The organism is Ensifer adhaerens, from assembly GCF_001270265.1.
GTDB lineage: Bacteria > Pseudomonadota > Alphaproteobacteria > Rhizobiales > Rhizobiaceae > Ensifer > Ensifer adhaerens_B.
Genome location: NZ_LGAP01000005.1, coordinates 195,450 through 216,184, shown reverse-complemented (window position 1 = coordinate 216,184; position 20,735 = coordinate 195,450). Strand labels below are relative to the sequence as shown.

The window sequence follows — 20,735 nt, the reverse complement described above, 5'->3', positions numbered from 1 at the left end:
GGTTCAGTCGGAAAGTATCACAAGCAAGCATATCGTGGCTGGGTATGGTGACAGCCCTCGCCGCACACATAGCAGTGTTCAATAAGGTCCCGTTGCCAGAAACATGGAAGCACGCCTCTCCCGCTATATATGGACCCATACGCGCAAGGATCAGCTCTGGATCCTGGTGGTCGTTGCGTTTTCGATGGTCCCCTATTTCCTGTCCTTCGACCTGCCCAAGCAGATCGTCAACGGACCGATTCAGGGCGACGGCTTTGACAGCCCGGAAGCGACGCAGGCGTTCCTGGCGATCTCCTTTGACTTGCCCTATCTCGGGACGATCAATCTCTTCAACGGCTTCCAGCTCGGCCGCGAGGGGATGCTGCTGGCTCTGAGCCTCGTCTTCCTGCTGCTTGTGGTCGTGAACGGCCTCTTCAAATTCTACATCAACACCTTCAAAGGACGGCTCGGCGAGCGTCTCTTGCGGCGGATCCGTTTCGAGCTTGTCGACCGGGTCCTGCGGTTCCCACCGACGCATTTCAAGCGGGTGAAACCGGCAGAGATCTCGACGATGATCAAGGACGAGGTGGAGCCGCTCGGCGGCTTCACGGGCGACGCCTTCGTGTCGCCGGCGCTGCTGGGCGGTCAGGCGCTGACAGCCTTGATCTTCATCCTGTTGCAGAGCTTCTGGCTGGGGCTGATCGCCTCCGTCATCGTCGCCGTGCAGGCCGTGATCATCCCGCGCATGCGCAAGCGGCTACTGGTGCTTGGGCGTGAACGTCAGCTGACGGCGCGCGAATTGTCCGGCCGGGTGAGCGAAATCGTCGACGGCATCGGCACGATCCGTGGTTATGACACCTCCAATTTCGAGCGCGCCGATATCGCATCGCGGCTCGCACGGATCTTCAAGATCCGCTATGACCTCTATCAGTGGAAGTTTCTGGTCAAGTTCATCAACAACTTCCTCGCCCAGGTTACACCTTTCCTGTTCTATTCGATCGGCGGTTACTTTGCGCTTCAGGGCCGCCTCGATATCGGTCAACTCGTCGCCGTCATCGGCGCCTACAAGGACCTGCCGGGGCCGCTGAAGGAGCTCATCGATTGGGACCAGGCGCGCCAGGACGTGCAGGTCAAGTATGGCCAGGTGGTCGAGCAGTTCAGCGTCGATCCGCTGCTCGATCCCAAGGTTCACGCCGTCGCGGCGACAAGTCCCGAGCCGCTGAGCGGCGCGCTCGCGGCCGTCAACCTCACGGTGACCGACGATGGTGGCGCCACGCTTCTCGACCACGTTTCGCTGCAGGTGCAGCCAGGCGAGGCGGTCGCGCTCAAAGCCGGCGGAGAAGTGTTGGCAGAGGCCTTCGCCCGTCTGATCTGGCCGGCGGGCGGTCGGGTTGTCATTGGCGGTCAGGATATTCTGGAGATGCCGGAATCGGTCACCGGTCGGCGGATTTCCTATGCCTCCTCGGATGTCTATGTGTTTCAGGGCAGCCTTGGCGATAACCTGCTCTACGGCTTGAAGCACGCGCCATTGACCGAGGTCCGGTATGAAGGCGAGCGGGCGGCCCATCGCAAGTGGGAGCTGGTCGAAGCCAAGCTTGCCGGAAATCCATCCTTCGACGTCAACAGCGATTGGATCGATTATCAGGCAGCCGGCGCAACCGGGCCGGAAGATCTTCTGCTCAAGATCAGGCCGGTGCTCGATGCCGTCCTTTTGACCAACGACGTGCTGGCGCTCGCCGTGCGCTCCACTATCGACCCGAACCGCAATGTGGCTTTTGCCGCGGGCATCGTCGAGATGCGCAGCGCGCTGCGGGAGCGCCTCGAAAAGGAAAAGCTCAGCGACCTCGTGGTGTTCTTCGAACCCGGCTCATACAACGTCGAAGCAACGATCGGCGAAAATCTGCTCTTCGGCACGATCACCGATCAGGTGATGTGGGACGGCGCGCTTGAGGGACATCCGTTCTTCAAGACCGTGCTGCAGCGCGTCGGCTTGCGCGACGTTTTCTACGAGATGGGGCTGGAAATCGCCGAGAACGTCGTCGAACTGTTCCGCGACCTGCCGCCAGATCACCCGTTCTTCCAGCAGCTGACATTCATGACGGCCGAAGAAATCCCGGTCTATGAAGCGTTGCTGCAAAAGGTCCGCGGCCGCCCACGCGCCGACGTCGCCGAGGATGACCAGGTCAAGATCATCCGGCTGTGCTTCGGCTACATCGAGCCTCGCCACCGCTTTGGTCTCTTGACCGACGAGCTGATGGCAAAGATCGTCGCGGCACGGCGCGAGTTCGACGAAGGTCTGCCGGCGGACCTCGCCGGTATGATCGAGCACTACCGCCCGAACCGTTACATCGCCTCCGGCAGCATCATCGACAACGTGCTCTTCGGGCGCATCGGTCACAAGCACGCCGACGGATCGGATAAGATCCGGGCGATCGTGCGGGATCTTTTCGAAGCCGTTGGCCTCTATAACGAGGTGCTCGCCTTCGGCTTCGACTTCAATGTCGGCGCTGGCGGCAAGCGCTTGACCGCAGGCCAGAGACAGAAGCTGGATCTGGCGCGAGCGCTTATCCGCGTCTGCGACTTCTACATCTTCAACCAGCCGCTGCTGGCGCTCGATCAACGTGTCCAGGAGCAGGTGATCCGCAACGTCTTTGCGCTTCTGCGCCAGGATGGCCGCAATCCGGCAATCGTCTGGGTGGTCGCAAATCCGGCCGTGATGGAACTGTTCGATCGCGTCGCGAGTTTCGAGAACGGACGCCTGGTTCGCGATAACGAAACGGAAGTGGGGGCTGACGAAGGACCCGACTATAAGGAAATGGCATCTTGATGTAATGTTAATGTCAGGGCACGAGCATAAGGTCCTGCCGCAATGCGGGAGATAGCTTGTCCCCGACCGGATACTCGGAGAAACGGATTGTGATGTTGCTCAAGGATGAAGTCGAAATGCTGCGCCGGATAACCCTGTTTTCAGGATTGCCGCCTGCAAAATTGAAACTCCTTGCCTTCACCTCCGACCGGGTCATGTACAGCGCCGGGGAGGCCCTTTTCTATCAGGGCGATATCGGTGACGCGGCCTATGTCATCCTCTCCGGCAAGGCCGACGTGCTGGTGACCACTGCGAGTGGGCCGCTGAAGCTGGCAGAGGTCGAGCAGAATTCGATCGTCGGCGAAATCGCCATTCTCTGTAACACCCCGCGCACGGCAACCGTGCGCACGACGACACCGCTTGAAGCCCTGCGCATCCGCAAGGACGATTTCCTGAAGCTCCTGGCCGACTTCCCCGAAATGGCCGTGGAAATCATGCGCGTGCTCGCCGACCGTCTCAGCCAGACGACCGCCGAACTCACGGAAGCACGCAGCCGAAACGAACGCATCGAAGCGTGATATCGAGCCGGTGGCGTCTGTCGATGGCATGTCCTGGCCGCATGAAAGACCTTCGCAAAAACGATTCCGCTTCGCCGGGATATGGGCTAGAGAAGCGCCATGCGTGCGATCACCTATTTCTGCAAGACCGTCCATTTCCCCGACAAGCCTGAGAAGAAGCGCTTCTTTGCGCGGCTTCAAAGCGGCGAGTGGGAGCCGTGCACATTTCAAAACATCGAGCGGCTGGTCGACGGCAACACGACCTTTGTCGATATCGGTGGCTGGATAGGCGTGACACCCTATTGGACGGCGCAGATTGCCGACAATGTAATTACCGTCGAGCCCGATCCTGTTTGTTTCGGCATCCTCAAGGAAATGGAGCCTCAGAATGAGGGGGACGTCGCACTGATCAATGCGGCACTTTCCGAGGATGAGGTCCTGGTGCTGAATTCAGTCGGCGGCGGATTTGGCAGTTCAGAAACCTCGGCGCTGATCGCCGACGACACGGGGCAGGCGATCAAGGCGAAAACGATCACGATTGCCGAACTGCAGTCGATGGCGCGAACCGACAAGCTGTGCTTCAAGATTGATATCGAGGGCTATGAATACCGTGCCCTGACCCAGTTCCGGGATATCGACCGCACGCGGACGACGGGGGTTTTGCTCGCCGTGCATCCACAGATCCTATTTGCGTCGCTGAGTGGGCCGGCAATCGTCAGGGCGTTTCGTACCCTCGTTGCGACCTTCGGGCTCGTGCGCAGCTTCCGTGGCTTTAGCCTCGATAATCCGTCGGCGATATGGACTGCGCTAAAAAAATCAATCGTTCGGCGCGAATTCCGCGGTTTCGATCTGCTCTTTGTTGCGAAGGCCCGCGAGCGGTAACGTCACCCGCCAAAGAGCAACAGTCTCCGGCTTTTTCAAGTACAAGCGTCGGCGATATATGCCTTACCGGAGCAGGAAAGTCGCTGCGATCAGCCCATTAACCATGTCTGGAGCTTGGTTAATTCTTGGTTTAAGAATGTTACTTCTAGTGGTATAAGCATCTAGTTTCTATTTTCATTCCCTGATTTTTCTGCTGTGCCATGAGAGCGGTCAGATGTCCTGGATGTATTTTATCGGCGTAACCTATTGTATGGCTGCGCTTTTCCTATTGGCTATGACCTATTTGGAGGGCCTGCAGGCGCACGCGTCTTGGAATGCCTATCGTGTCGCCGGCATTGTGATCTGTATTTTCTGGCCGGTTCTTATTTTCTATCTAATGTTTAAAATTGTAACGAAAAGAAACGTTCCGCAAGGATGAAGGTATTTCTCGTTGCACCGGGTGACATATTTTTACCCCTCCCAGAGAATTTACCATACAACCAGAAAATGCCGGCGGTTAACCCATGAGTTCTTCATGCGGATTATGTTCCGGTTGTGATTGGCCCCCTGTGAAAGTCTGAATATGTGCGGTTTTGGCGGCTATTTCGGTTCGGTCCGGGAAGCAGAAGCCCTTCTCAAGAGGATGGTGACCGCGATCGCCCACCGCGGCCCGGACGAGCGCGGGACATTCGTGGCGCCGGAAGCTGGCCTCGGTCACGTCCGGCTGTCGATCGTCGGGCTCGGCGACGGCCAGCAGCCAATGTCCGATGCGACGGACGACCTGACCATCGTCTTCAACGGCGAGATCTTCAACTATGTCGAACTGCGCGACGAACTGCGCGCCAAGGGGCGGCATTTCCGAACCTCGAGCGACACCGAAGTCATCCTTCACCTCTATGACGAGATGGGCGAGGATTGCCTGTCCGTCCTCAACGGCGATTTCTCCTTTGCTATCCGGGACGCCCGCCGCAACCGGATGATGCTCGCCCGTGACCGCATGGGCGTGCGTCCGTTGTTCTATGCGACCAGAGGCGAGACACTCTATTTCGCATCCGAAATCAAGGCACTGCTCCAGGTTCCCGGCATCGCAGCTGAGATCGATCCGATCGCGCTCGACCAGATCTTCACGCTCTGGGCCCCGATCGCGCCGCGGACCGGCTTTCGCGATATCTACGAGTTGGAGCCGGCGAGCTTTATGATCGCTGAACGGGGCCGTCAGACGATCAGGCCCTATTGGCGTCTCGATTATCCGGATCGCGATGCGACTTCACGCTTCGTCAACGAATGTGATGCCGCTGAAGAATTGCGCGCGCTTTTGAGCGATGCGACGCGGATCCGCATGCGGGCCGACGTGCCGGTCGGCTCCTACCTGTCAGGAGGTCTTGATTCCTCCATTGTCGCGGCGTTGGCAGCGGGCATGGCGCCGCAAGGGTTGCGCACGTTCTCGGTCACCTTCGACAGCGCCGAGCACGACGAAAGCGCCTACCAGATGCAGATGGCTGCGGCCCTCGGCACGCAGCACAGCGCAGTCGCCTGCCGTGCCGGCGATATCGCCAGGGTCTTCCCGGAGGTCGTGCGCTTTGCTGAAAGGCCGATTATCAGGACCGCGCCGGCGCCGCTCTATCAGCTCTCGGGCCTGGTGCGCGAACAGGGCCTCAAGGTGGTGCTGACCGGCGAGGGGGCTGACGAGGTCTTTGCCGGCTACGATATCTTCAAGGAGGCGCGTGTACGTCGGTTCTGCGGGCGGCAGCCCGGCTCGCGCATTCGCCCGCATCTGTTCCGCAAGCTCTATCCCTATCTGCCGGGCCTGCAGCAGCAGTCGGCGGAATACCTTGCCGCCTTTTTCGGGGCCGGCGACGTGCCGCTCGACGATCCGCTATTCTCTCATCGTCCGCGCTTCAAGAGCACGGCGGCGACGAAGATATTCTTCTCGCCCGATCTGCGCGCCAGCCTTGCCGGCTACGATGCGGCAGAGGAACTGGCAAGCCGTCTGCCTCAGGATTTCGGCCGCTGGCACGCTTTGCACCAGGCTCAGTATCTCGAGGGTCGATTCCTTCTGCCAGGCTATATTCTTTCGAGCCAGGGCGACCGCATGGCGATGGCGCATGGCATCGAAGGGCGTTTCCCGTTCCTCGATCACCGGCTGGTCGAGTTTGCCGCCGGATTGCCGCCGGAGATGAAGCTCAAGGGGCTGGTGGAAAAGCACATCCTGCGCGAAGCGACCAAGGACCTGATGCCGGAGGCGATCGGCAAGCGCACCAAGCAACCCTATCGCGCACCCGACAGCCTTTCATTCACCGGTGTCGGCGAACTCGATTACGTCCGCGAGGCGATGAGCGAAGACCGCATTTCCGCGGGCGGCCTCTTCAACCCGAGGGCCGTCGCGAAACTCTACGAAAAGTGCCAGTCCCAGCCGGTATCCGGCTTCCGCGACAATGCGGCGTTCGTCGGGATCCTGTCGACACAGCTATGGTTGAAGACCTTCACTGGCACGAGCATCCATACGGCCGAGGCGGCCTGAACGACTAACGAAAGGAAAAGACATGACGGAAACGATCAAGGACAAGGTCAGGGCCTTTGTCATCGAGAACTTCCTGTTCGGCGACACATCCTACGATCTTGCCGATACAGCATCGCTGATCGAGAACGATATCATCGACTCCACCGGCGTGCTGGAGTTGGTCGCCTTCATCGAGGATCACTACGGCATCGCCATGGCGGACGCAGACATCGTGCCGGCGAACCTGGATTCGCTCGCGCGCATCTCGGCTTTCATCGAGGTCAAAGCCGGCGCGACGGTAGCGGCGTAAACGACAACGGGCGAGGTCCAAGCAGATGCGGTTCGAGCAATTCCTTATCGGCAACGCCGCGGCGTATGCGGCGAAAACGGCATTGATCACCGACCGCAAGCGGCTGCGGTATGACGAACTCGATCGGCTTTCGAGCCGCCTGGCCACCTCGCTTTCCAGGAACGGCGTCAAGCGCAATGATCGCGTGCTGGTGTTCATGGATAATTGCTGGGAGGCCGCGGTATCGATCTTTGCCGTACTCAAGGCAGGCGCAACTTTCAGCCCGATCAATTCGTCGACCAAGGCGGACAAGCTGGCCTACATCATCGGTGATTGCGAGGCGGCCGCCATCCTCACGCAGGCAAAACTGATGCCGGTCGTGACCGAAGCCCGCGCGCTTGCCGCCGATGCCGACCTGTTCGTTGCTTCGACAGCGGCGCCGAACGGCCAGGTGCCCGCGGGCGTCACCGCATTCGACGCATGCCTGGAAGGCGATGCGGAGTCGGTTGTCCACGGTGGTATCGATCTCGATCTCGCAATGCTGATCTATACCTCCGGTTCCACCGGACGCCCGAAGGGCGTGATGATGACACATCGCAACATCGATGCGGCCTCCGAATCGATCACGACCTATCTGCGTAACCAGCACGACGACATCATCCTCAATGTCCTGCCGCTCGCCTTTGACTACGGCCTCTATCAGCTGCTGATGGCCATAAGGCTCGGAGCGACGCTGGTTCTCGAAAAGTCCTTCGCGTTTCCGCATGCGATCTTCGAGCGCATTCGCGAGGAGGGCGTCACCGGATTTCCGCTCGTTCCGACGATGGCAGCGATGATCCTGCAGATGCGTGATCTCGAGCCGGGCTTCCTGCCGAGTCTTCGCTACCTCTCCAACACCGCCGCAGCGCTGCCGCCAGCACATATCGCCCGGTTGAGGGAGCTCTTTTCCGGCGCCCGGCTTTATTCCATGTACGGGCTGACCGAATGCAAGCGCTGCACCTACTTGCCGCCTGAGGAGCTCGACCGTCGCCCGGGGTCGGTCGGCATCGCCATCCCGAACACCGAGGCCTTTGTAGTGGATGATGAAGGCAAGCGCGTGCCGCCCGGCGTGCCAGGCGAACTCGTCATCCGCGGCCCGCATGTCATGCAGGGCTATTGGCGCAACGATGCTTCCACACAACGCATGCTTCGGCCGGGACCGCATCCGTGGGAAAAAGTGCTTTACACCGGCGATCTGTTTCAGACCGATGCGGAGGGCTTCCTCTATTTCGTCGGGCGCAAGGACGACATCATCAAGACCCGCGGCGAGAAGGTTGCGCCGAAGGAAGTCGAGACGGTCCTGCATTCCCATCCAGGCATTGCGGAAGCCGTCGTGGTTGGTGTGCCCGACCCGGTTCTCGGCCACGCGATCGCTGCACTTGTCGTGCGCTCGGACCAGACGCTCAGCGATAAGGACATCATCCGTCATTGCTCGCGCCATCTGGAGGACTTCATGGTCCCGAAGGTTGTCGAATTTCGCATCGAGTTGCCGAAGACGGATACGGGTAAGGTTAGCCGCCGACTTGCGGCCGAGACGATGGAGCCTGCAGAATGAACATTCGCCCGACCCAGGACACCGCTGCGTTTTCGGCGGAAACGCTGGACATCGACCACGCGGCTGAAACCGACCGCATCGTGGCAGGGCTGCGTGAGCAGCTGCGCGGAATGAAGAAGCGCGGCCTCGTGCTAGGTCTTTCCGGCGGCATCGATTCCAGCGTCTCTGTAGCCCTGGCTGTGCGAGCTGTGGGTGCGAAGAACGTCTTCTGTCTCTTCATGCCGGAAAACGACAGCGACCCGGAAAGCCTGAGGCTCGGCCGTCTGGTGGCCGAAACCTTTGGCGTCGATGCCGTGGTCGAGGATATCGGGCCGACATTGCAGGCAATGGGCTGCTACGAGCGTCGCGACGCCTTCATCCGCCAGCTTGTTCCTGCCTACGGCGAAGGCTGGGCATCGAAGATCGTGATCGCCAACGCGCTCGAAGGCGAGGGCTACAACATCTCGTCGCTGGTGGTCCAGGATCCGCAGGGCAAACAGACGAAGCTGCGCATGCCGCCTCCCGTCTATCTCGGCATCGTTGCCGCCACCAACATGAAGCAGCGGACGCGCAAGCAGATCGAATATTATCACGCCGACCGGCTGAATTTCGCAGTGCTCGGCACACCGAACCGGCTTGAATACGACCAGGGCTTCTTCGTGAAGAACGGCGATGGTGCGGCCGACGTCAAGCCGATCGCGCATCTCTACAAATCGCAGGTCTACGCGCTGGCGGCCTATCTCGGCATTCCCGAGGAAATCCGCCGCCGTCCGCCGACGACGGATACTTATTCGTTGGAGCAGACGCAGGAAGAGTTCTATTTCTCGCTGCCCTACGCCCGCATGGATCTCTGCCTGTATGGCCTCAACAACGGACTGCCGATCGAGGCGGTTGCGCAGGCTGCGGGCCTGACGGCAACGCAGGTCGAACGCGTTTGGGCGGATATTGCCGCCAAACGCAAGGCGACGCGCTACCTTCATCTCGGACCGCAACTCGTCCAGACCGTTGAGGAGATTGCTGACTGATTGGCATAGGGCGCGATGGCCAATCCGGCCGCATCGGTCAGTCGAAGCGGCCGCCCATAAGTCGGCTCCAATGTTCGCCGGCCAACCCGTTTATGAACCCTTGCGAATGGCGGAACGCCTGAACGAGTTCGTCGTCGCGCGAGTGGACCACGGTTGAGGCCACATGTACAAAGGCGATGCGGCGACCGAGCATGGCCTCAAGGAGAGCTGGCTGCGTCCGCCCGCGCAGACCCGCGACACCGCGCGCGGCTGCGTGGTCGATCAAACAATCGATGACGGGGCCGGCCTGTCCGGGAAGCGCGAGGATCTGCAGCACGCGGCCGATATCGCCGGGGCGAGCGTGATAGGCAAAGGCGCCGACGACGGTTCCGGTGCGCGCGGTGACGGATGCGAAGATTGCGTCACCCTGATCAGGTTTTTGCACAGCGTCTGCGAGGATGTTGTTGAGCTGCCCTTCCGCCCAATCCGGGCGCAATGGGAACTGGGCAGTGAGCGGACCGACGAGATCGGCGAAACCGCTTCTGTCGATTTCCCCAACGCGAAAATTTGCCTGGCTGGTTCCGCTTTCGGGCACGGCCGACCAGCGCTGCTCCCCGCGACCCATCCTGTTTCGATAGAAACGATCAAGCGCATGCGCGAGCGGATTGGCCAGCCGAGCGAGTTTGATCCGATGCCTGGCGACGCTGAGCGTGAATGTCGATGGCCGGATGACGCGCACCCAATCGAGACTGTATTGCGGCAGTACGATACCGCGAAGTTTCGTCCACATCTGCGTCGATACTTCGCTTGCGGTCTCGCTGAACGACAGATCCTGTGGACCCGCGAGGAAGGCCTTCAGCAACCGTGCACCCGCCATCGGATCGCTTTCACGATCCTCGGCCATAAGAGAGCCGCATATGGCGGCTCGCAACGGCCGACCGTTAAACGTCATCGGCAGCGCGTTCACACCAACGAAACCGGAGATGCGGCCGCCGCCGTTGACGTGGACGAGGGGCCGAATCTCGCGATCGCAGCCAGGTGCGTCCAGATAGAGCTGCCGCATATAGCCTACGAGCGCAACTGGCGGCTCCGTCTGATCTTTGCAGAAGACCCTCTGGAACATTCCAGCGATCGCAGGAATGTCTGCGGGTTCAAGGGGCCGGATGCTACTCATCTTTCTTCGTTCCCGGCGTCCGCCGCAACGGATGCTTGAGCAACAAGTTTCCTGACGATGGCGACGCGTGGTTTGCCTTCCGCATCGGTGGCGAACGCGACAGGTTCGTAGGCCCTGGTGCGGGCGAGAAGAGCGGATGCCTGCCGGTCCTGGCCGGCGCCGAACTCGAAGAGCAGCCAGCCGCCGGGCTTCAGGAACGCCACGGCATCTCGGATGAGACGCTGATGGATGGAGATGCCGTAGGGGCCGCCATCGAACGCTTCGCGTGGTTCGGCTTCGAGCAGGTGGGCGCTGTCACCTTCGAGCCGGGATGTAGAGATATAGGGCGGGTTGCAGACGATCATATCGACCGCACCCTCGAGATGGTCGTCGGCAAGGGCATCAAACAGATCGCCTTGCCGTATGGTTACGCGGTCGGCGACCTTCAAGCGTGCGACATTGCGTCGGGCAAGGGCAACGGTGCTGTCGGTCAAGTCCGCCGCGAAGACCCGGGCGGACGCAACATCGGTCGCGATCCCAACCGCGAGGTTTCCGGAGCCACAGCACATGTCGATGACAGTTGCACCGGCTGGCCGGTCGTGCAGTATTCTGGAAGCAGTGCGTCCAAGCAGCTCTGTTTCCTCTCTCGGCACCAGGACATCAGGCGCCAGTTCGAGGTCGACGTCCATGAACCGATGCAGGCGCAGCACAACGCTGTCGGGCTGGTCGTCCGGAAGAGGGGTATTGTTCTGCGGCACGGCCTCTCCTTCATCGGTCGATGGATCGCTGCGGGGTTACGCTACCGCAATCAGGTAAACGGAAGCTAAAATGCAATTGAGGCGCGTGTGTTAACCGCGCAATCATTTCTGCGTGCTAACTCTTGCGATGATCGGAAACGGGGGCGCTGATCGAGCCCTTCCGGCAGAAGACGCTCATTTCGTCGGATTGTTGTCAAAGGCAGATCGGGATGGCATCGGAAGGTCTCAGAGAACCGGGCGCGCACAAGCCGTTCCTGTCGATGATCGTGTCCTATGCTGCTTCGGGCGGCAGCCTCATCATCGGATCTGCAGCCCAGCTTCTGACTTTCGCGATCCTCGCGCGCTGGCTCGGCGTCCACGAGTTCAGCGTCTTCGTGGCAATTACCGCCGTTGCCAACATTGCCGTGCATCTCTGCGGATTGGGGGCCATGGAGTGCCTCGTGCGCCGCGTGGCGCGCGACCGGAGCATGTATTCCCGCATGCTCGGCCACAACATCATACTGACGGCCATCAGCGGCATCGTTCTGGTTCTGCTTGGCGCGATCACGCTTCCATTTTTCTTCACGCTTTCCGCCGATCCGGTCACCAACATCGTCGTGATCACGCTGATGCTGACCACCAACGTTGTCTTTGTGCGGCTAATTGTTTTGGCGGAGCAGATCTTTCTCGCTCACTCCAATTTCGGATCCGCCAACAAGATTGTCGTCGGTTTCGCCATTGCCCGCACCATCGCGGCTGCGCTCGCCTGCATCGTCTTCGGTGTGGCGACCGTCGCCTCCTGGGCTGTCTGGCAGTTCGTGTGCCATGTGCTTGTCGCCATTGGTTGCTGGTATGCCGTCAAGGGCCTTGGCCGGCCAACCTATGGCATCGTTCGGGAAGAACTGCCGCAGGGGCTCTACTTCAGCGTGCCCTTCATTCTGCGCGCGGTGCGCCAGAATGCCGACTTGCTCGTCCTGAGCCTTGTCGCCACAGCGGAAGTGATGTCGAGCTACAGTGTCGCGCGGCGCATGCTGGAAAGCAGTTACCTCTCGGTCGAGGCGCTGAACCGGTTGATCTACCCAGGTTCGGCCAAGGCGACGGCCGCAGGCTTGCACCACGCCTTCGAGCGGGTGCGCAAGGTGCTCGTTGCTGCCACATCGATCAGCATCGCGGCGGCGATCGCGGTCTTCGCGCTTGCGCCGGTCCTGCCCTATCTCTTCGGCAAGGATTATGTCTCGCTGGTTTCCTTCGTGCGAATTCTCTGCTGGGTCGTCGTACCCATCGCCATGTGGTCGGTCGCCATGGAAGCGCTCGGGGCGTCTGGGCATCACCCGGCACGCGCCTCGGTGATGGGGCTTGGCAGCGTGCTCGGCGCAGCCTTGACGGCGTGGGCGACCTGGTATGCGCCGCCTGCGGGCACGTTCGTTTCCTTTTATGTCATTGAGATCGCGATGGTCGTCGTTTCCTGGGGCGTGTTCCTGCGGTTCGTTCGGCGCGACAGGGAGGGAGCGGTTGAGGACGTAGTCCCGGCGAGGATGGCACATGAAGGCTGATCTGAGGGAGCTGGAAACGGCTACGACCATTGAGCGTCCCATAAGACATCCCGGCAGTCTGCGGCCCATGGAGCGACGGGATATCCCTGCAGTCAGCTCGCTCTTCAGCAAGATTTTCCGCAAGCGTCGCGGCGAGGCGGGCACCGATCTCCAGCAGTATCTTGAGGCTACGTTCTTCGGTAGCCCGCTCTACTCGCCCGAGCATGGCAGTGTCGTCTATGACGATGGTGCCGGTGGGATCGCCAGCGCTATCCTGGCACTGCCGATGGAATTCTCGATCCACGGTCGCCGCACCGTCGGGAAGCTTCTCTGCGCATTCATGTCCGACGGAGAGGCGGGCGCCGTTGGTGCGGCATGTCTCGCTCGGGCGATGCGCGCCGCGCGCCAGGACATGTGCTTCTCGGATAATTCGTCGCCGGTCAGTGCGGACCATTGGGTTGCCGGAGGCGGGGTCGTGCTTCCGATACAAAGCCTGGAGTGGCAGCGATCGTTTCGACCAGTTACCAGCGGCGCCATTCGTGCCAGCAGGCAGTTTCCGGCATTGGGTTCGAGGATGCTCCTCGGGGTCCTCGGCGCAGTCGATAGGGTTCTGCGCCGGCGAAGACCATCTGTGAAACCCGCCTCGGCTTCAGGATGCACCACGACGGTGATCGGGGCGGGCGGGTTTGTCGGGTGTGCCCGACCAATGATGGAGCGGTTTTCGGTCAGGCCCGTATGGTCGACCGAAGAGTTCGATTGGCTTGTCGGGATCGCCGCGAAGAACCAAAGCCTCGGTGACGTGCATTTCCGCAAGGTGACGGCGGATGGAAGAGCGATTGGCGTTTTCGTCTTTCTTGGCAAGGCAAACAGGACTGCGACGGTCCTGAATGTGCTTTGCCAACCCGGTCGGGAGTTTGAGGTGACGGCCGAAATGTTTGCCTGCCTCGACCGCGAAGGTTACGCCCAGGCTGTCGGCGCTGCGCAACCCTTTTTGATGAACGCGATATCGCGCCAGCGTTGGCTGACGTTCCGCCATCGAGGCTACTTCTGCATGGTGACGCGCCATGGCGATCTCAAGGACGCGGCTTTGCGCAACGACCTCTACATCGGCGGCCTGGCCTCCGAGAGTTGGAGCCGGTTGCTGACGGATTTTTGAGCGTTAAGGTAAACGACCACCTGGCCGCTTAACGGAATTTTCACCGTACAACCCTAATTCTTCATTGGAGATACGAGACGCGCGAGCCGGCGATTTTGCGTCTTGAAGCGGGCGTGAGGAATGCGGATGTACAGGCCGAACGAGCCCCGACCACAAAGGTCGCCTGAGCCTGCGCACCGTCAGCGTGCGACGGTCGGCCGTGGTTCGCTGCTCAACTTTCTGCCCTCTGATGACGCGGACGCGCCCCCTCCTTTTGAGGAAAAGCAAGCGTCGCGAAGAGATGCGGATGTTCGGCGTTCGCAGCCGGTTCCCCAGGCGCAAGCAGAGACGGAGCCGACGCCGCATGTCGGTGGTGCGTTCTTCCCCCGGCTTCACCTCGTCAGCAAGATCGGAGTAGACGACGTTCTTCGCTGGCTGCGCGACGGTATGCTCTGGATTATCGCCGCAGTCACGATCTGCACATTTGTGGCCTTGGTCTATGCGATGACCGCGTCGCCTCGATACACCGTGTACACGGATATCGTCGTTGACCCGTCCAATCTCAATGTCGTCAGCGACGATGTTTTTACAACCAATCCGCAGCGTGATGCGCAACTATTGGAAGTGGAGAGCAAGCTCAGGATCCTGACGTCACGCAATGTGTTGGCGCGGGTGATCGACGAATTGCAGCTCACGCGCGATCCCGAGTTCGTCAAGCCGGCATCGTTTGCCTCACTGCGCAATCTGTTCTCTTCGAAGCAGGAGCACCGGGTTAACAACGAGCTCGCAGCCATGCGGGCGCTTTCGGAGCGCGTGGAGGCGCGACGAGAGGAGCGCTCCTTCGTCGTCGTCATGAAGGTTTGGAGCGAGGAACCGGCAAAGGCGGTGACCCTCTCGAACGCGATCGTCGATGCTTTCGAGCAAGAGCTGTTTCAGTCGGCTGCGGAAAGTGCCGGACGTGTTGCCAAGAACCTGAATGCTCGGCTGGACGAATTGCGGCGCAACGTGACCGATGCCGAACGGGCAGTGGAAGATTTCCGGCGCGTCAACGGTCTGCAATCGACCAATGGCCAATTGGTGAGCAATCAGCTTTCCGGTGAACTGAACACGCAGGTCCTGGGCGCGCAGCAACGCTTCATCCAGGCCGAGACGCGCTACAATCAGATGAGTGCTGCCATTGCCCAAGGCCGGACGGCCAGCGCGTCGGAGTTCGAGTCCGAAAACATGACAAACCTGCGTGAGCAGTACAACATGCTCCAGCAACAGATAGCCTCGATGCAGCGCACGTTTGGCGAGCGGCACCCTCGCCTGGTGGCCGCCAGATCCGAGCGCGCGACGCTCGAGGGGGCGCTTGCCGACGAGGCCCGGCGCATTCTGGAGCGCGCAAAAGCGGACATGGATAGCGAGCAATCGGCGCTCGAGGCCCTGCGCGGCAAGGCAAATACCGAGAAGTCTAACGTCTTCACCGATAACGAGGCCCAGGTTCAACTGCGCGATCTCGAGCGCGATGCCCGCGCCAAGGCGGCGATTTACGAAACGCATCTTGCGCGCGCCCAGCAGATTACCGAGCAACAGCAGATCGATACGACCAATGTGCGCGTGATCTCACGTGCCTTGCCGCCCAACTCGCGCACGTGGCCGCCACGCACGCTGATCCTATTGATTGCCGGCGGCATGCTCGGCCTCTTCCTTGGCGTGTCGGCAGTGATCGCCCGCGGCCTGTGGAGATATGTTCGCCGTCCGCTGCCGGCGACTGCCTGACGGGAGCGCCAATGACGAGCGCTGCCTATGTCGAAACCAATGCCGCCGACACGCTGAGGCTGCGCGTCGGCACCGTCCTGTTCATGGCGATGTTTCTGTTCTTCTGGATATCGATCAACCCCTTCGTCGACCTGACCGGGGAAGCAGTGCTCGATCCTTCGGCCGGCAATTCCAACCGTCTGAACCAGATCGTTTCTCTGTTGCTGTTTGCGAGCATGCTCGGTTATGGCCTGTGCCATCCGATGCGAAAGATCATCCTGCAGCCACGCCCGCTGATGGCCGTGCTGTTCACGTGGTTCCTGTTCGTATCGGTGATCTCGGCCTACCCCATGCTTGGGATCAAAGGCACGGTTCTCGCCGTCATGGTCACGGTCAATGCGAGCATCTATCTGCTGTTGCCGGCATCCGCGCGGCACTTCGCCAAGATGCTGGGCGTCGGCACGCTCATCATGCTCGGCGTGGCCTATTACGGCATCGCCTTCAAGCCGGCGCTCTCCATCCACCAGGCGTCTGAACTGCGCGAGCCGATGAATGCGGGTCTATGGCGTGGCCATTTTCCGCACAAAAACAGTGCTGCGGCCGCCATGGTGATCGCGGCCTTCTTCGGACTTTTCGTCATGAACACCTGGTCGCGATTGGCCGGGATCGCCATTGTGCTTCTGTCGTTCAACTTCCTCATCCACACCGGCGGCAAGACGTCGACCGCGATGCTTCCGGCGATCCTGCTACTCGCCTGGATATTCGAGAAGATCCGCTTCTTGCGCATTCCGATCGTCATCGGTGGTGTCGGGCTGTTCAACCTGTTTGCGGTGGGATCTGCAGTGTTTACGCCGCTAAGCGAGTTCATCACCGAGCTTGGCATCGATGCGACGTTTACCAATCGGGCGGATATCTGGCGTTTCGCGTTCACCGCGCTCGCCGAGCAGCCTATTACCGGCTACGGTTTCAAGGCTTTCTGGCAAACAGAGGAGCTGGTCCATAGCGGCGGCGCGATCGAGACCTGGGCGGTTGCTGCCGCCAACGGCCACAACTCCTATCTCGATATTGCCTTGATGACCGGCTTTCCCGGGCTGCTGCTGACGGTGCTGTGGGTTCTCGTCCTGCCGCTGCGCAACATTGCTCGCATGGCACCGGCCGAAGAGCACTCGCATCTCACGCGGCTTTTTACGCGTGTTTGGCTCTACACAATCTTCAATGCCGGACTTGAGAGCCTGTTTTATGAGGGCGGCAACCTGCTTTGGTTCACCTTTCTGTTTTCGCTCTACGGCCTGCATCTGCAGGCGCGGGCGGTCCTTGCCTTGCCGTCGCAATCCGTCGAGAAAGGCGGTGTCGCCTATGCCTGAACTTCTGCAAAAGATCGATGGACTTGTCGACCGGCTGGCAAATCGCCTGATCTGGCGCTTTGCTCCGAAGAAGCTCGACGTCAGGACAGACGTTCCACTCGTTTCCTTTACCTTCGACGACGTGCCCGACAGCGCGCTGCATCAAGGTGCCGAAATCCTCGAACGGCACGGCGTTCGCGGCACATTCTACATTGCCGGAGGGCTTGAAGGACGGGTCGAGCCGGATCGGACCTTGATCACGGCTGCGGGTTGCGAGGCGCTCTCCAGGCGTGAGCACGAAGTCGGTTGCCATACCTTCAGTCACAGCAAGATAAAGCGCTTGACCGGAGGCGCGCTTGCGCAGGACCTCGACCGAAATGCGGACTATCTCGCCCGCGGCGGGGTTGGCGAGCCGGCAAGGAACTTTGCCTTTCCCTACAACGCGGCCTGGCCGATGGCACGCAAGGAATTGGGGCGGCGCTATCGCACGTGCCGGGCGGCAGGGGAGGCGATCAACCGCGGTGCGGTCGATCCGCTGATGCTGAAGGCGGTTGAGATCCGCCAGCCTGAGCAGCACGCCTTTGGGCTGACGCGCTGGATCGATGACCTCGTCGCGCAGCCGGGATGGCTCGTCTTTTTCACGCACGACATCGCGCCGCGTCCCACGCCCTATGGCTGTACGCCAGAGACGTTCGAACATCTCGTGCGTTACGCGGTCGAGAAGCGATGCACGGTGCTGCCTGTCGACAAGGCGCTCGATCGGCTTGGCGGATGAGGAGAACGATGTGCCCAACACGGTAGCCGCCGACAAGCGACTTCTCGTCATCAACAACTACTTCTATCGCCGCGGCGGCGCTGAGGCGGTCTTCTTCGACCATATGAAGATGTTTACCGACATCGGCTGGGATGTCGTGCCTTTTGCCATGGAGCACGAGGACAACGAACGCTCCGCCTGGTCAGACTATTTCGTGTCCGAAATCGAATTTGGCCGCCAAACGAGTTTTCTGCGAAAAGTGGAACAAGCGGCAAGCGTGATCTATTCGCGCGAAGCGCAGCGTAACATCTCCAGGCTGATCGATCGTGCGCGTCCGTCCGTTGCCCACGCGCACAACGTCTACCATCACCTGTCGCCAGCGATCTTTTCGACGCTGAAGGCAGCTGGCGTGCCAGTCGTGATGACGGCTCACGACCTCAAGCTTGCCTGTCCTTCCTACAAGATGCTGCGCGACGGCAAGATCTGCGAGGACTGCCGCGGGGGGCGGGTCTACAACGTCCTGCGCCATCGTTGTGTGAAGGGCTCGCCGATATTGAGCGCTGTTGTCCTGGCAGAAACGGTACTGCATCGCACGCTGGGGCTCTATCGAAACAAGGTCGATCGCATCGTCGTTCCGAGTCAGTTCTACGTGGAGAAGCTCGTCGAGTGGGGCTGGGCACGCGAGCAGATGGTGCACATTCCAAATTTTGTTGATGTGGACGATTACCGCAGCGCCTGGGACGAGGGCGACTATTTCGTTTTCGCAGGGCGGCTCGCGCCCGAGAAGGGCATTGCCACTCTGATCAAGGCGGCGGCGCTCTCGAAACAGCGGCTGGTCGTTGCCGGTGCTGGCCCCGAAGAGGCGTCGCTGCGGCAGCTCGCCGGCGCGCTCGATGCCGACGTGACGTTTACCGGTTATCTCTCGGGCGAGAGCCTGCACCGTTTGATCGGGTCATCCAGGGCGCTCGTCCTGCCGTCTGAATGGTACGAAAACGCACCCATCAGCCTGCTGGAGGCATACGCTCTGGGGCGGCCGGTGATCGGTTCAGCCATCGGGGGCATTCCGGAAATGATCCGGGTCGGAGAAACGGGCGCGACGGCGGCGTCCGGAGACGCCGAGGATCTGGCACGAGCGCTGACCGACATGGCAGCTCTTGGACCTACTGCGCGGGCCGGGATGGGCGCGGCAGGCAGGGCGTGGATATCCAGGGATTTCTCCGCTGATGCTTATCGGGACAGAACGCTTGATCTTTATGCAACGCTTGGAGCCGCATAGTTCGGCGGATTTCATCCTTGCGATATTAACCAAGAATTGCAAATATACTTACTATGACATTAATTCCGTTCGTTTGTTGGCCGGTTCATTCGATATTTAATGATTTATTTACGAATTTGTTAAGTATTATTAACGTAAAAGGCCGTGGGTGCGCAATCCGTGAGGCCTCGCCATGGGCAGGAAGTCAGGAGTCTCGCAAGTTGATCGCCGGCAACGACCGTCGATTTCCGCTGAGATTGTACAATCTGGAGTATTGGAAGGCGTCGACGGAAAGGGCGGTACTGCCCAGCGTGGAGTTTATCTCGTGGACAGTCATCGCGAGTTGAGAGGTCAAGATCGACGGCTGAGCGCGCGAACCGCACGACGGCGCGTGATGATGCTGGGCCTGCGCGGAATTCCGGATGTGCAGGGCGGCATCGAAAAGCATGTCGAGATCCTTGCCGGCAAGCTTACGAAGCATGGCTGGGACGTCGACGTCATCGGGCGGCGTCGATATCTTCCCGCATCGGGTCCCTTTAGCTGGAACGGCATTCGTGTCTTCCCGTTCTGGGCGCCTCGCCGGATGGCGCTGGAAGCCATCGTTCACACGTTCATCGGCGTTTGCTACGCGGGTTGGCAGCGCCCTGATGTGCTGCATATCCATGCGATCGGGCCGGCGCTTTTCGTGCCGCTTGCAAGAATGCTCGGACTGACGGTGGTCGTCACCCATCACGGCTATGACTACGACCGGCAAAAATGGGGTGCCCTTGCCAAGAGTACGTTGAAACTCGGCGAACTCCTGGGCATGCGCTTTGCAAGCGGACGGATCGCCATTTCGAAGGATATCGCCGATACCATGGGCGCGCGGCACAATGTGTCCATGTCCCTTGTGCCCAATGGGGTTTCGGTTTCGCCGGCCAACGGCGAGACGGGCATTCTTGCCGAGTTCGGCCTTGCGCCACGGCGTTACATCCTGCTTGCCGCGCGGATCGTGCCCGAGAAGCGCCAGCTCGATCTGATCCGCGCCTATGCCAAATGCTCCAATCCGGAGTTCCGGTTGGTGCTCGCCGGCGGTGCTGAATTCGAGACCTCATACACGGAAGAGGTGAGGAGGCTGGCGAGCGATGTTGGCGGTGTCGTTCTGACGGGCTTCCAGTCTGGTGACCGGCTGGCGGAGCTTTTTGCCAATTCGGCACTGTTCGTTCTGCCTTCCAGCCATGAGGGGATGCCGATCGCACTGCTGGAGGCCATGGCCTATGGTTTGCCGGTTCTCGCCAGCGATATCGTTGCCAATCGCGAGCTTGGCCTTGCCGGCGAGGAATATTTCCCGCTTGGCGACGTGGAGGCGCTGGCATCGGCGATGACGGCCAAGCTGGCCAATCCTCCCAGTGAAGGCGAGATGCGCGCCCGCGCCGCCTGCGCCGAAGCCGCCTATAGCTGGACAAGCGTGGCGGAAAAGACCGTGGCGGTGTATAGCGCGTTGGTGGCAAAATAAATCGCGCGCAATTGCGCGATCT

General features: G+C 60.5%; 16 protein-coding genes. 14 read left to right on the top strand and 2 right to left on the bottom strand.

Annotation, left to right across the window (positions count from 1 at the left end):
* Window positions 1-103 precede the first annotated feature (103 nt).
* The 7 genes from AC244_RS12330 to nadE all read left to right on the top strand — a co-directional run bounded on the left by AC244_RS12330 (window position 104) and on the right by nadE (window position 9,590).
* Window positions 104-2,806: an ABC transporter transmembrane domain-containing protein gene (locus tag AC244_RS12330; protein WP_053249109.1), complete on the top strand. Its 2,703-nt coding sequence runs from the start codon at window positions 104-106 to the stop codon at window positions 2,804-2,806.
* Between the two features lie 92 nt (window positions 2,807-2,898).
* Complete coding sequence (locus tag AC244_RS12325; protein ID WP_053249108.1) at window positions 2,899-3,363, top strand: cyclic nucleotide-binding domain-containing protein; 465 nt, start codon at window positions 2,899-2,901, stop codon at window positions 3,361-3,363.
* Window positions 3,364-3,462: 99 nt separating this feature from the next.
* Window positions 3,463-4,224 (top strand): FkbM family methyltransferase, encoded by a 762-nt coding sequence (locus AC244_RS12320; protein ID WP_053249107.1) that lies wholly within the window; start codon window positions 3,463-3,465, stop codon window positions 4,222-4,224.
* A 562-nt stretch (window positions 4,225-4,786) separates the two neighbouring features.
* Window positions 4,787-6,724: an asparagine synthase (glutamine-hydrolyzing) gene (gene asnB, locus AC244_RS12310; protein ID WP_053249105.1), complete on the top strand. Its 1,938-nt coding sequence runs from the start codon at window positions 4,787-4,789 to the stop codon at window positions 6,722-6,724.
* A 22-nt stretch (window positions 6,725-6,746) separates the two neighbouring features.
* Window positions 6,747-7,013: an acyl carrier protein gene (locus AC244_RS12305; protein WP_053249104.1), complete on the top strand. Its 267-nt coding sequence runs from the start codon at window positions 6,747-6,749 to the stop codon at window positions 7,011-7,013.
* Window positions 7,014-7,038: 25 nt separating this feature from the next.
* On the top strand, window positions 7,039-8,586 hold the full coding sequence (locus tag AC244_RS12300; RefSeq protein WP_053249103.1) for a class I adenylate-forming enzyme family protein: 1,548 nt from the start codon (window positions 7,039-7,041) through the stop codon (window positions 8,584-8,586).
* Window positions 8,583-9,590, top strand: coding sequence for an NAD(+) synthase (nadE, locus tag AC244_RS12295; RefSeq protein WP_053249102.1), 1,008 nt, complete (start codon window positions 8,583-8,585; stop codon window positions 9,588-9,590). The genes AC244_RS12300 and nadE overlap by 4 nt, the downstream gene beginning before the upstream one ends.
* Before the next feature lie 37 nt (window positions 9,591-9,627).
* Here nadE and AC244_RS38015 read toward each other — a convergent pair whose 3' ends face one another.
* The gene (locus AC244_RS38015; protein ID WP_053249101.1) at window positions 9,628-10,743 is read right to left on the bottom strand and encodes a hypothetical protein; all 1,116 of its coding nucleotides are present in this window, start codon (window positions 10,741-10,743) and stop codon (window positions 9,628-9,630) included.
* Window positions 10,740-11,411: a N5-glutamine methyltransferase family protein gene (locus tag AC244_RS12285; RefSeq protein WP_152975930.1), complete on the bottom strand. Its 672-nt coding sequence runs from the start codon at window positions 11,409-11,411 to the stop codon at window positions 10,740-10,742. The genes AC244_RS38015 and AC244_RS12285 overlap by 4 nt, the downstream gene beginning before the upstream one ends.
* Before the next feature lie 278 nt (window positions 11,412-11,689).
* Here AC244_RS12285 and AC244_RS12280 point away from each other — a divergent pair, with 278 nt between their 5' ends.
* From AC244_RS12280 to AC244_RS12250, 7 genes are all read left to right on the top strand, one after another.
* Window positions 11,690-13,012, top strand: coding sequence for a lipopolysaccharide biosynthesis protein (locus AC244_RS12280; RefSeq protein ID WP_053249099.1), 1,323 nt, complete (start codon window positions 11,690-11,692; stop codon window positions 13,010-13,012).
* Window positions 13,002-14,147, top strand: a complete 1,146-nt coding sequence (locus AC244_RS12275) for a hypothetical protein (RefSeq protein WP_053249098.1) — start codon at window positions 13,002-13,004, stop codon at window positions 14,145-14,147. Before AC244_RS12280 ends, AC244_RS12275 begins: the two co-directional genes overlap by 11 nt.
* A 126-nt stretch (window positions 14,148-14,273) precedes the next feature.
* Window positions 14,274-15,887 carry a GumC family protein gene (locus AC244_RS12270; protein ID WP_053249097.1) on the top strand — a complete coding sequence of 538 codons (1,614 nt, stop codon included), beginning with the start codon at window positions 14,274-14,276 and terminating at the stop codon, window positions 15,885-15,887.
* Window positions 15,888-15,898: 11 nt separating this feature from the next.
* Complete coding sequence (locus AC244_RS12265) at window positions 15,899-17,230, top strand: O-antigen ligase family protein (protein WP_053249096.1); 1,332 nt, start codon at window positions 15,899-15,901, stop codon at window positions 17,228-17,230.
* On the top strand, window positions 17,223-17,984 hold the full coding sequence (locus AC244_RS12260) for a polysaccharide deacetylase family protein (protein ID WP_053249095.1): 762 nt from the start codon (window positions 17,223-17,225) through the stop codon (window positions 17,982-17,984). The genes AC244_RS12265 and AC244_RS12260 overlap by 8 nt, the downstream gene beginning before the upstream one ends.
* A gap of 10 nt (window positions 17,985-17,994) precedes the next feature.
* Window positions 17,995-19,239 (top strand): glycosyltransferase family 4 protein, encoded by a 1,245-nt coding sequence (locus tag AC244_RS12255; protein WP_053249094.1) that lies wholly within the window; start codon window positions 17,995-17,997, stop codon window positions 19,237-19,239.
* A 373-nt stretch (window positions 19,240-19,612) separates the two neighbouring features.
* Entirely contained in the window at window positions 19,613-20,713 is a 1,101-nt protein-coding gene (locus AC244_RS12250; protein WP_234716921.1) for a glycosyltransferase family 4 protein, read from the top strand.
* The last annotated feature ends 22 nt before the right edge of the window (window positions 20,714-20,735 follow it).

What these genes read in the sequence shown, in the direction of transcription:
- AC244_RS12330 (WP_053249109.1), top strand. Translation starts at nt 104, where the DNA reads ATGGAAGCACGCCTCTCCCGCTATATATGGACCCATACGCGCAAGGAT.
- AC244_RS12325 (WP_053249108.1), top strand. Translation starts at nt 2,899, where the DNA reads ATGTTGCTCAAGGATGAAGTCGAAATGCTGCGCCGGATAACCCTGTTT.
- AC244_RS12320 (WP_053249107.1), top strand. Translation starts at nt 3,463, where the DNA reads ATGCGTGCGATCACCTATTTCTGCAAGACCGTCCATTTCCCCGACAAG.
- asnB (WP_053249105.1), top strand. Translation starts at nt 4,787, where the DNA reads ATGTGCGGTTTTGGCGGCTATTTCGGTTCGGTCCGGGAAGCAGAAGCC.
- AC244_RS12305 (WP_053249104.1), top strand. Translation starts at nt 6,747, where the DNA reads ATGACGGAAACGATCAAGGACAAGGTCAGGGCCTTTGTCATCGAGAAC.
- AC244_RS12300 (WP_053249103.1), top strand. Translation starts at nt 7,039, where the DNA reads ATGCGGTTCGAGCAATTCCTTATCGGCAACGCCGCGGCGTATGCGGCG.
- nadE (WP_053249102.1), top strand. Translation starts at nt 8,583, where the DNA reads ATGAACATTCGCCCGACCCAGGACACCGCTGCGTTTTCGGCGGAAACG.
- AC244_RS38015 (WP_053249101.1), bottom strand. Translation starts at nt 10,743, where the DNA reads ATGAGTAGCATCCGGCCCCTTGAACCCGCAGACATTCCTGCGATCGCT.
- AC244_RS12285 (WP_152975930.1), bottom strand. Translation starts at nt 11,411, where the DNA reads ATGGACGTCGACCTCGAACTGGCGCCTGATGTCCTGGTGCCGAGAGAG.
- AC244_RS12280 (WP_053249099.1), top strand. Translation starts at nt 11,690, where the DNA reads ATGGCATCGGAAGGTCTCAGAGAACCGGGCGCGCACAAGCCGTTCCTG.
- AC244_RS12275 (WP_053249098.1), top strand. Translation starts at nt 13,002, where the DNA reads ATGAAGGCTGATCTGAGGGAGCTGGAAACGGCTACGACCATTGAGCGT.
- AC244_RS12270 (WP_053249097.1), top strand. Translation starts at nt 14,274, where the DNA reads ATGTACAGGCCGAACGAGCCCCGACCACAAAGGTCGCCTGAGCCTGCG.
- AC244_RS12265 (WP_053249096.1), top strand. Translation starts at nt 15,899, where the DNA reads ATGACGAGCGCTGCCTATGTCGAAACCAATGCCGCCGACACGCTGAGG.
- AC244_RS12260 (WP_053249095.1), top strand. Translation starts at nt 17,223, where the DNA reads ATGCCTGAACTTCTGCAAAAGATCGATGGACTTGTCGACCGGCTGGCA.
- AC244_RS12250 (WP_234716921.1), top strand. Translation starts at nt 19,613, where the DNA reads ATGATGCTGGGCCTGCGCGGAATTCCGGATGTGCAGGGCGGCATCGAA.